11 protein-coding genes are annotated in these 10,431 nt (G+C 34.2%); 4 read left to right on the top strand and 7 right to left on the bottom strand.

Annotated features, from left to right (window positions below; all coding sequences use genetic code 11):
• Nucleotides 1–311: 311 nt before the first annotated feature.
• From V7014_RS19515 to V7014_RS19485, 7 genes are all read right to left on the bottom strand, one after another.
• Complete coding sequence (locus tag V7014_RS19515; RefSeq protein ID WP_335509450.1) at nt 312–488, bottom strand: small, acid-soluble spore protein, alpha/beta type; 177 nt, start codon at nt 486–488, stop codon at nt 312–314.
• Between the two features lie 168 nt (nt 489–656).
• Nucleotides 657–926: a biofilm formation stimulator Veg gene (veg, locus tag V7014_RS19510; RefSeq protein WP_335509448.1), complete on the bottom strand. Its 270-nt coding sequence runs from the start codon at nt 924–926 to the stop codon at nt 657–659.
• A gap of 346 nt (nt 927–1,272) precedes the next feature.
• Entirely contained in the window at nt 1,273–2,154 is an 882-nt protein-coding gene (gene yabG / locus V7014_RS19505; RefSeq protein ID WP_335509446.1) for a sporulation peptidase YabG, read from the bottom strand.
• 107 nt (nt 2,155–2,261) lie between these two features.
• Nucleotides 2,262–3,143 (bottom strand): 16S rRNA (adenine(1518)-N(6)/adenine(1519)-N(6))-dimethyltransferase RsmA, encoded by an 882-nt coding sequence (rsmA, locus tag V7014_RS19500; protein WP_335509444.1) that lies wholly within the window; start codon nt 3,141–3,143, stop codon nt 2,262–2,264.
• Nucleotides 3,136–3,696 carry a ribonuclease M5 gene (gene rnmV, locus V7014_RS19495; RefSeq protein ID WP_335509441.1) on the bottom strand — a complete coding sequence of 187 codons (561 nt, stop codon included), beginning with the start codon at nt 3,694–3,696 and terminating at the stop codon, nt 3,136–3,138. The genes rsmA and rnmV overlap by 8 nt, the downstream gene beginning before the upstream one ends.
• Nucleotides 3,697–3,943: 247 nt before the next feature.
• Entirely contained in the window at nt 3,944–5,137 is a 1,194-nt protein-coding gene (locus V7014_RS19490; RefSeq protein WP_438824944.1) for a ubiquitin-like domain-containing protein, read from the bottom strand.
• 224 nt (nt 5,138–5,361) lie between these two features.
• The gene (locus V7014_RS19485) at nt 5,362–6,129 is read right to left on the bottom strand and encodes a TatD family hydrolase (RefSeq protein WP_335509439.1); all 768 of its coding nucleotides are present in this window, start codon (nt 6,127–6,129) and stop codon (nt 5,362–5,364) included.
• Between the two features lie 416 nt (nt 6,130–6,545).
• Between V7014_RS19485 and V7014_RS19480 the strand changes: the two genes are divergently transcribed.
• The 4 genes from V7014_RS19480 to V7014_RS19465 all read left to right on the top strand — a co-directional run bounded on the left by V7014_RS19480 (nt 6,546) and on the right by V7014_RS19465 (nt 10,062).
• A complete protein-coding gene (locus V7014_RS19480) occupies nt 6,546–7,040 on the top strand; it encodes an asparagine synthase-related protein (RefSeq protein ID WP_438824945.1) in 495 nt (164 codons plus the stop codon).
• A gap of 6 nt (nt 7,041–7,046) precedes the next feature.
• Nucleotides 7,047–7,172 carry a paeninodin family lasso peptide gene (locus V7014_RS19475; protein WP_335509437.1) on the top strand — a complete coding sequence of 42 codons (126 nt, stop codon included), beginning with the start codon at nt 7,047–7,049 and terminating at the stop codon, nt 7,170–7,172.
• Between the two features lie 94 nt (nt 7,173–7,266).
• Entirely contained in the window at nt 7,267–8,199 is a 933-nt protein-coding gene (locus tag V7014_RS19470; protein ID WP_335509435.1) for an HPr kinase/phosphorylase, read from the top strand.
• A 63-nt stretch (nt 8,200–8,262) separates the two neighbouring features.
• Nucleotides 8,263–10,062: an ABC transporter ATP-binding protein gene (locus tag V7014_RS19465; RefSeq protein ID WP_335509433.1), complete on the top strand. Its 1,800-nt coding sequence runs from the start codon at nt 8,263–8,265 to the stop codon at nt 10,060–10,062.
• Nucleotides 10,063–10,431: the final 369 nt, after the last annotated feature.

The raw sequence follows: 10,431 nt of genomic DNA, 5'->3' as shown, positions 1-10,431 counted from the left end.
ATTAGCGATTCGCTGTTGACTTATCGTAGGGAGGATGGCGAAGTCCACTAGGAGCTGGGCGCTGGAGCTAGACAACACCGAAAAGCGGAAGCGCCCGTTTTGCTCCGTATGGACTGGAGCCCTCCGACTGAGATAAAGGATACACGAAGAGCTGATAAGCGATTCGATTGTCTAGCTTCACCGCCCAAAATTATATCCTTGCTTAACTTTTTAAAAAAGGTGTTCCAAACATTTTACATTTGGAACACCCCAGTATTGTCAGCATGATTTTATTATGAGTATGACTTCAAATGATACTTCTATAACATTTGTTATTGATTCTTGTCAGCAAGATTACTTTGAGCAATCTCAATTGCTCGTTTCACCATATTACCTGCATCGCGAGCACGAATGCCTCCCCAGCCTTCTTGTTGGACAACATCGTAGAACCCTAATTCCTTTGCAAGCTCTTCTTTAAATCGATCTGACATAATCCCTCTTCTAGCCATAAGCAAACAACTCCTTTATTCATGCTGCAACATTTATAGTATGTACATTCATAAATAGGGCTATGAGCTTTTCAAAAAAACTAGCACCAATCCTTTTGCTTCATTCTAATATATAAAGAGGCCAATAATTGCTATCTCTAAACACAAAAAAAGACAGTAAACATATGTTTACTGTCCGCTTAAAGCTACCTTTCCTGCTGTTTCGTCAAAGAAGGTTAACTGTACAGTTTCTGTAAGAACATCTGCATAACTGTAGGAGACTCTTTCGAATGCGTTCTCATCTTGATCAAGCTCAATAACGAATACAGAAGGATAAGTCTCTGCCAGCGTTCCAAAACGCTCAACTGTCTTTCTTCTACCGCCATTTGCTTTTAAAACTAGCCTCTTTCCAAGATTGGAATCTAAGGCCTTCTTAATATCAGCTAAAGTTTTTGGCATTTTCGGTCCACCTCACTAAGTGTAGTATATCACATATTGGGACAAACCGTCAAACAAAATATAAAATTATATCAATTTATATTTTTGTTTGTCAATGGTTTTAACCAATAAATTTCCCATTTACGAATACATTTTTTATCTTATCCAATTAATTGGTAATTATGCAAACAAAAATAAAGAATCTTATTGGTCCTTTTTAGTTGAAGTTGTGGCTAAAAAATATATTTTATCTCCTAATGAAATTAAGCGGTAGGTACGGCAATATTACTTATGCTAGGCATCTTTACCCTAAATAAACTGTCTCAATAACATTAGTGCGGACATAATGTTATATGAGACAGTTTAATTAAACTTCTTCTTCCATTGACTTATAAGGCATACCTGTTCGCAGCACACCTTTTGTTTCAATACCACCGATTCCTTTTTCACCTGTTAGTGTATTTCTTAATACATCCCATACATGTATACGTTCCATGAAAGGTGTAAAGCTAATTTTAGCTACAATATATACAGGATCTAGGGCGTGTATATTGACTCGCGAAGGAGAGCTAGCAAAATTAGCGCCCGCTGCTATTAATGATTCAAAATGAGATTGACATGCTCCAGCAAAAATGACAAGTTGATCAAGCTGTGGAATTTTCTTTCGAGCTTCTCTTACAGTTTGTACGAAATGCCACGAGTGACGATATGCATTAATATCAATCATTTTACCTTTGGACTTTGAATAAGAATCATGCCCTGTTACCACTAATATATCAGGGCGATACATTTCTAATAATTCCGTAATACGGCTAGGCATTTCTTTCTCATTACAATAAAGGCCTTTGACAGGTATACCGATTTTCTCATACACATCCATACACTTTTTCAAATAGGAAGGATCTCCATCTAAATGCAATACTTTTCCTGGTATTTGAAAATAATCCCCTTGCTGCCGATAGCCATCACTAATTTCAAAGCGCCTTTTTTGGTCTAAAAGTTCTCGATCTTGAGAGAAAAGGCGTAAAGAATGTCGAACCATTTCCTCATTCTTTTGCTTACGTGCACTCCTTTCACTCTCATTCACCTTTACTAAATCATCTAAAGGTGAATGTGCAACTAGACGAATGTCTTCGCCATACAGTATAGCAATGGTCTTTCCGTTTTCTTCTTTTATTTGAATAACCCGAAATAGCACATCACAGCCATAACTAAGGCGTCCTACGATATCATGAATCCCTATACTCATTATTTTCACCTCTTGACAAAGATTTAGTTACTTTGCCACTTTCGCCTTCTACATAACGTATGCATGCAGTAATGAAGATGTGAAGTGTCCTAATGAGCTAAATATCATCATTTAAAGTTCGCTACTAATTCATCGCTTAAACGTCCAAATTCCTCAATCGTTAACGTTTCACCACGTCGTTTAGGATCGATATTTGCACGTTCAAGAGCAGCTAGGATTAAATCTTTCTTTTCCTTGCCGTTTTTCAATTGACTTGTTAAATTATTTTGTAAGGTTTTACGTCTTTGAGCGAAACTTGCTCTTGTTACAGTAAAGAAGAAATCCTCATCTTTCACTTCTACAAGAGGCTTCTCTCTTTTCGTTAATCGAATTACAGCAGAATCAACATTCGGCTGTGGGATGAACACCGTTTTTGGCACTATCATAACTGTTTCTGCTTCAGTATAATACTGAATGGCAATAGATAAGGAACCGTATTCTTTCGTACCTGGCTTAGCTGAAATACGATCCGCTACTTCTTTTTGAAGCATGCAGACAATTCCTCTAATCGGAAGCTTCTCTTCTAGCAGCTTCATAATAATTGGCGTTGTTACATAGTAAGGTAGGTTGGCTACCACCATTAAATCATCGACACCTTGGAATTCTTGTTCAATCACATTGCCAACATCTGCTTTTAATACATCTTGATGAATTACTTTCACATGTTCATAAGGAGAAAGTGTATCTTGTAAGATAGGCAATAAGCGTTGGTCGATTTCAAATGCTACAACTCGTTTACTGCTCTTCGCTAATTGTTCCGTTAACGCTCCAATTCCTGGCCCAATTTCAATTGCACCACTTTTCTCTTGGTCTAAACCCGCAAAATCAATAATACGATGTAATATATTCGTATCAATTAAGAAATTTTGCCCTAAACTTTTCTTAAAAGAAAAACCATATTTCTCTAAAATCATTTTTGTTCTAATGGGAGTAGCAATATCTTTATGCATCGTGTTCCTCCTGAAATATTTCTTGCATTGCTTCTATAAAGTCTTCTTTTGGTATTTGAAACATATTCAGCCTGTTATATAGCTGTTTTCCGTTTGTATAACCAATTTTTAATTTTATACCTAATTTCTCTCTTCGTGCTTTAGAACCCGCACCGCCTATTAAACCACAATCCATTAGATCTTGTGGAGAAATTTCTTCTTGGAATGTTTCTTTTAATACTTGTGCCTCTTTAAGAGCTAAACGAATTGCTTCTGGTGAAGCATGCTCCACACCTATACCTCTTCCATTCTTTGGTCTAGCTTCAGCCTTTGGAAGGAATGCGTGCTTACATCCCGCTACCTTTGAAGAAATAATATTACGTATACGCTCACCTGGATAATCAGGATCTGTAAAGATGATCACACCTCTTTTTTCTTGAGCTAAACGTACTTGTTCAATGACAGCATCTCCAATGGACGACCCGTTTGTTTCTATTGTATCTGCATCAAGAGCTCTTTTTATAGCCGTTGTATCATCTTTTCCCTCAACTACAATAATTTCTTTTATTTTCATTTTTCCTCCGAAATAGTGAAACCTTTTATCTGTTTATTCGTCTAATAAATAGAGTATTTTTTTACCCGTTCAAACTGGCGTTAAGACTCCCATTTTAACATAGAGATCAAACGTTAGTAAGAACCCGATTGGTTCAATTAATGATCAGTTTCACCGATCAAGTTTCATTTTATATTATACTCCTTCTTTATAAATTAACAAAAAAAAGCAGAGGATTTCTCCTCCGCTTCAATATATACTTATATTATTAATTTAAGATACGTATTTTGACTTGCTTCCGTCCCCATTGGTAAGCACTTGATTTACTGGAGAAGAACACATCAATTTTATTACCTTTAATAGCGCCACCTGTATCTGCGGCAATAGCATAGCCATAGCCTTCCACATACACTTTTGTACCGAGTGGAATAACACGTGGATCAACTGCAATGATTTTAGCATTAGGGTTACTACGTAAATCAAATCCTGTTGCTGTTAAACCAGAACATCCATTACAATAGGCCGTATAAGCTGTAGCAGTTACTGTTAATTCACGTCCACCTGAGGGTGCTCCTCTGGATACTGTGTTATTGATATCCTTTGTACCAACAGCCACTACTTTATTTTGTGATTCGCGTAAAACTTCCGAAGACATTAATGATCTTTTTACTTCTTTACCATTTTCTTTGATGATTTCATATTGATTAGATACTAAGCCTTCTTTCCCTTCAGTAACGACCTTTTCATTACCTTTTGGAAGACTGCTATCTTTTTGAGATATTACTTTATATTTCACTGGTTCTTCCACTACATCGGTGACCTTTTCCACTCTTACAACATTTACAACACTATTCGGTTTAATAATGTCATCTAGCGATGGCTCAACACGGTCTAATGGTTGCATTTTAATTCCTTGCTGCTTTAAAAAGTCAGCGACCGTAGCCGAAGTTGACCAAACCTGTTTAGGCTTTCCTCCATCTACCAAGTTCAATGGAAATGCTCTTTCGATTGCAACATCCATATCATTCTTTAATTCAGTATTAAGTGATGGAGAAATTTCATCTTCATTTCTCAACTGTATCTTTTGCTCTTCTAAAAATTCACCAACTGTATTTTTCGTTGTCCATACTTCTTTTTGAATGCTACCGTCTTTTACCGTTACTTCTTTCGCAGGTTTCCAAGTTACCTCGGTTTGGTTTTCGATCTTTGTATCACCCGCTGGATATAAATAATCATTTTCTGAAACGGAAATCTCTAAATCTTGTAATAAGTCCTCAATCGTAGATGCGTGGGTAGACACAACTTGCTCTTTACCATCTAACGTAAGTGCAACGGTTTTCTTTGTACCCTGATATAACAAGATACTGGTAGCAGCTAAAAATACTATGAAACTAGTAATATAAATAGCCATTGTCCTTCGTTGAAAAGCATTTGCAAAACTTTTTTTCACTGTTTTTATCACGATGAAAAAAGCCCTCCTTCCTCTCCGGTGATTATATAGACTTCGAATCCTACTGTCAAATAACTCTTCTAACTCGCCATAATTCATTATTATGCATAGACTCTATTACTTTGAAAAGAGTGGCTTCTCGACAAAAGTATTTCTAAGTTTCGATTTTTTTGTAGAAATCTTCAGAATGCGAATATCAAAAGACAGCCACTCTTACTATTCGACATTATTTTTTATCAATCTATGCCGAATAATTTTTTTGCATTTTCGGTAGTAATCTTAGCAATTTCTTCGAAAGAAAGATTCTTTAATTCTGCTATCTGCTCAGCTACTAGCTTCACATAGCCTGGTTCATTTCTTTTTCCACGGTATGGATGTGGTGTTAAATAGGGACAATCTGTTTCCACTAACAAACGATCTAATGGAATTTGTGTTGCCACTTCTTTTACATTTTTAGCATTTTTGAAAGTAACTGGGCCACCAAAGGAAATATAAAAGTTCATCTTCATGCATTCTTTAGCCGTTTCCTCACTGCCACTGAAACAATGCATAATGCCTCCTACCTCTTCGGCTCCTTCTTCCTTCAAAATATTCACAATATCTTGCGTAGCTTCTCGATTATGAATAATGATTGGAAGTTTTACACGCTTCGCCAGAGCGATTTGTTTTCTGAAAACCTCCTTTTGAATATCTTTTGGAGACTTATCCCAATGATAATCTAAGCCCATTTCGCCAAGTGCTACAACCTTTGGATGTGCTGCTAGTTCTTCTAACCAAGCAAGATCTTCTTCTGTCATATCAATTGCATCTACTGGGTGCCATCCTACTGCCGCGTAAATAAAGGAATATGAATCAGCTAACTGAATAGCTTTCGTAATAGTAGGCCTATCAAAACCAACTACCACAATATTTGAAACACCTTCTTCTTGCGCTCGTTCAATGACTACTTCTAAATCTTCTTCATATTGTTCTGCATTTAAATGTGCGTGTGTATCAAAAAGCATTTAAATCTTCCTCTCTAGCATCTAGTTTATTATGAAATACAGATTTCATGTCTCACATTTACGTAACAATTTGATTACAAAAACAGGACATTTGCATTACTTAACATTTCAAAAAGGACATTTGCAGTTTAACTCACATGTCAAATTACCTTCATTTTAATGTACTCTACATCTTTTTAACTATAATAAAAACATGTCCTATTCTATTTAATCACTAATTGCTACAATTTGTTTTTACCATAAAAACCAAATCTAGCTAATATTAATAGCACCTAATCCTTTTAATAGTATTAAGAAGAGCATAAGGCTGCATGGCGGGTGTTACAAAAGTATAAATGTTCTTATTCTTTATAAAAAAGGAATGTTTCACGTGAAACATTCCTTTATAAACTCTATATTCATTTTTTTCTTTAAATATAAAAAATATTAGGAAAAATCATTTCGGATTCCTGAATGTTTGGAATTCAACAGGTACAAGCGGAACTAAATTATCATTATCGTATTCAGTACAAGGACATGATCCAACAAATGATTTACGAGTTATTAGATTCTGTTTATCTCTTCCTTTGGAGCAATTTATACAAAAGGGATTAGGTAGGTCGCTAATTAGAAGATCAACTAAAGGATTTTTGCCTGATGAAGTTAGATTAAATCAACGAGTCCGTGGTATCCAAGGTGTGGATAGTATTACTAGAATGCTTCCTGATTGGAAAGAGTTTATTTTTGAAGTTGAACAACTTAGTAAAGATTCTTTGGCTGAGAATTTTTTAAATATAAAAAACATAAAAAAAGCACTAGACAAGTTTCGAATGGGGCCTAAACCTGAATTTGCACTGGATATAGAATTTAGAAATTTAATGAGAAGTTTAATTGTTTATCGTTTTATTAAGAGAAAATTTGAAAGGGGGTGAAATAATATGAAAAAAGAATGGAACGCACCAAAATTAGAAGTACTTAATGTTAATATGACAATGGCAGGACCTGGTACTACAATACCAGATTCAGTACAGAATGATCATGATGAAACGGTCCATCATTCATGATAAGTGGTGAATATTCAATGTGGAAAGTCCCTTATACGATTTAAAGGTATAAGGGATTTTTTATTAATTTTTGATGGTATATGGAGTGAAGAAAATGATTAAAACTATACAAAAAACTGGTTATAGAGCGTTCGGATTAAATATATATAGTGATATACCTCTTCCTGAAGCATTTCGAATCGATACATTTAAGGAAATTGTTGATTTAGAAATCGAGATAAAGGATTTATCAAAACTTTGGGAGAAGCAAGTTCTTTTACCAAATCAAGCATATAGTGTTAAGGATCATATGGTTATGTTTCAGGTTCCTGGTACTGCAATATTTAAGATTAAAGATGGTAATAGAATTATAGTTTCTCCTATATCAAATTCTGTGGAAGATGAAATTCGGCTGTATCTACTTGGTACATGTATGGGGATAATATTACTTCAAAGAAAAATCTTACCGTTGCATGGAAGTGCGGTAGATATTAATGGTAAAGCCTATGCATTTATTGGTGATTCCGGGGTTGGTAAATCGACACTTGCTGCTGCATTTTTACAAGAGGGTTTTCAACTTGTAAGCGATGATGTAATACCAGTTCGTTTATCTAATGACAATATTCCAATTATTATACCATCATACCCTCAACAAAAGCTGTGGCAAGAAAGTTTAACTGCATTTGGAATAGACTCGAAACAATATCGTCCTCTATTTGAAAGAGAGAAAAAGTTCGCTATTCCAGTTACTTCTAGTTTTTCGAATGAACCTTTACCTATAGTCGCTCTATTTGAATTGGTCAAAACAGAACAGGGTGAAATTACTCTTCATAAAGTAAATCAACTTGAACAATTCCGAACATTACTTTCACATACGTATCGCAATTTTTTAGTACCACGATTAGGATTATCAGAATGGCATTTTATCGAGTCTGCAAAGATCTTAACAAAAATTCATATGTATCAAATGCAACGCCCAAACACAGGGTTTACAGTAAAAAAACTTGCATCTCAAATTTTAGATGTTATAAAAATGGAGGAGATTTAATAAATAACTTTTTTGATATAGAGGAAAATACTGTAATTCTTTCAGGAATAGGAGGATTTATCTTTGAAACATCTCTTGTACTTTACTAAGCAATTACATAATTATTCAGGAAAAATTCTTTATATTAATCTAATTTGCATGATGTTTATAGGATTCTTTGAGAGTATGGGGATTTTTTTATTAATTCCATTAATAAGTGTGACAGGTATTTTGGATATAAGTACAGACGAAGTCCCTGTGATAAATGGAATTAACGAATTTTTTCTAGGGATTCCTGAAACAATCGGTATTGTAATCATATTAGGTGTATACGTTCTTTTACTTGTTGGACAGAGTATTTTTAAAAGAAATCAAACAATTCTAGGTGTGAAAATTCAACAAAAATTTATTAGACATTTAAGGGATGACACTTATAGAAGTTTGCTTCAAGCAAATTGGGGATTTTATTTAAAAAAGAGGAAATCAGATATCGTCAACATTATGGCAAATGAAACATTTCGTGTTAGTGCGGGTGTTAATTTATTTTTACAGTTTTTATCTTCATTTATTATTACATTTATTCAAATTGGTATAGCTTTTTACTTATCAGCTACAATGACTAGTTTAATTTTATTATTTGGATTGATTATGCTCTTTTTTTCTAGAAAATTTATTAAAAAGTCTAAATCATTAGGAAAAGAAAATTTCCATTTAGCACAAACATATATGGCAGGTGTAACTGAGCATTTTAACGGAATTAAAGATATCAAAAGCAACTCCTTAGAAAAATCTCATTTGAGTTGGTTTCTCTCTTTAAGTAAAAAGATGGAAAATAATAGAGTGGAATTTACCACTCTTAATACAACTTCACAGATGATGTTTAAAATTGTTTCTGCCTTTTTAATTGCGATTTTTGCTTATTTTTCGATAAAAATGTTCATGGCTAAGCCTGCGCAATTAATGCTAATTACAGTTATCTTTTCAAGGCTATGGCCAAGGTTTCAAAGTATTCAATCTAATTTAGAGCAACTAAGCTCTACTATTCCTTCTTTTAAAGCCTTAGTGGATTTACAAAAGGAATGTCTGGAAGCTAAAGAATTAATTGATTTAGGACATAAATCAATACAGTCATTTGAGATAAAATATGGATTATCTTGCCGGGATGTTTATTTTAAATACGATAAAAATAATCATACTTATGTTCTAGAAAATATCAATATAGATATACCAGCTAATCATATGACAGCTATTGTAGGGAAATCAGGTGCCGGTAAGAGTACCTTAATTGATCTTCTAATGGGTTTAAATCAACCCGATCAAGGAGAGGTTACTGTAGACCATAATCCTCTTACAAGTGATTGCTTGTTATCATTTAGGAAATCCATTAGTTATATCCCTCAGGATCCCTTTCTATTCAATGCAACGATACGAGAGAATTTGATGACCGTTAATTCCAAGGCAAGTATAGAAGATATTTGGGAGGCTTTAGATTTTGCAGCAGCAGCTGATTTTGTTGAAAAGCTACCTCAAGGTTTAGATACAATGATTGGAGATAGAGGCATTAGATTATCTGGAGGAGAAAGGCAACGACTTGTGTTAGCCCGGGCAATCTTGCGTAAACCATCAATACTTGTGTTAGATGAAGCAACGAGTGCGCTAGATACAGAAAGTGAAGCAAAGATTCAGAAGGCTATTGATCAATTAAAAGGAAGCATGACGATTATTGTCATTGCTCATCGCTTATCTACCATACGTAATGCGGATCAAGTGTTAGTCTTGGATCAAGGCTCAATTATTCAAGCGGGTAAATACAATGAGTTAGCAAGAGAAAAAAGAGGTATGTTTAGCTACTTACTAGGTAATCAACTAGAATCAAGTGTATAATCTGAATGGTATTAACTTCTCTATAATATATGAAATAGTAGGAATTGATTGCATATGTCTTGTATTTTTTAATGTAAAAAGCCGTCATCTTTAACGATCATCATAATTATGGTCGTTTGAGATGACGGCTTTTTAGTTCTAACAATAATTTATGGCGATTTAACGAAAGTACTTAAAACAGGTTTGCAGCAATTATATAAATTATATTTACTGTATTAGCATAGGAATAATTAGCTCGTTACTGTTCGTATTTAGTTCTTTATAATGAACAACTAGTTCTTCTAAAGTGGTATTATTATACTGTTATTTTTTAACATAGTTTATCTTTAAAATTACATATAACAATATTGATAATGTGTAGCATAATAC

Origin of the sequence: Bacillus sp. JJ722 (genome assembly GCF_036963345.1) — a bacterium.
Lineage (GTDB): Bacteria > Bacillota > Bacilli > Bacillales > DSM-1321 > Bacillus_AD.
The sequence above is the reverse complement of the archived record's forward strand: the minus strand, read 5'-3'. Positions and strand labels throughout refer to the sequence as shown.

Coding starts and splice junctions, on each gene's coding strand:
- V7014_RS19475 (WP_335509437.1), top strand. CDS start 7,047: ATGAAAAAAGAATGGAACGCACCAAAATTAGAAGTACTTAATGTTAAT.
- V7014_RS19470 (WP_335509435.1), top strand. CDS start 7,267: ATGATTAAAACTATACAAAAAACTGGTTATAGAGCGTTCGGATTAAAT.
- V7014_RS19515 (WP_335509450.1), bottom strand. CDS start 488: ATGGCTAGAAGAGGGATTATGTCAGATCGATTTAAAGAAGAGCTTGCA.
- yabG (WP_335509446.1), bottom strand. CDS start 2,154: ATGAGTATAGGGATTCATGATATCGTAGGACGCCTTAGTTATGGCTGT.
- rsmA (WP_335509444.1), bottom strand. CDS start 3,143: ATGCATAAAGATATTGCTACTCCCATTAGAACAAAAATGATTTTAGAG.
- V7014_RS19485 (WP_335509439.1), bottom strand. CDS start 6,129: ATGCTTTTTGATACACACGCACATTTAAATGCAGAACAATATGAAGAA.
- veg (WP_335509448.1), bottom strand. CDS start 926: ATGCCAAAAACTTTAGCTGATATTAAGAAGGCCTTAGATTCCAATCTT.
- rnmV (WP_335509441.1), bottom strand. CDS start 3,696: ATGAAAATAAAAGAAATTATTGTAGTTGAGGGAAAAGATGATACAACG.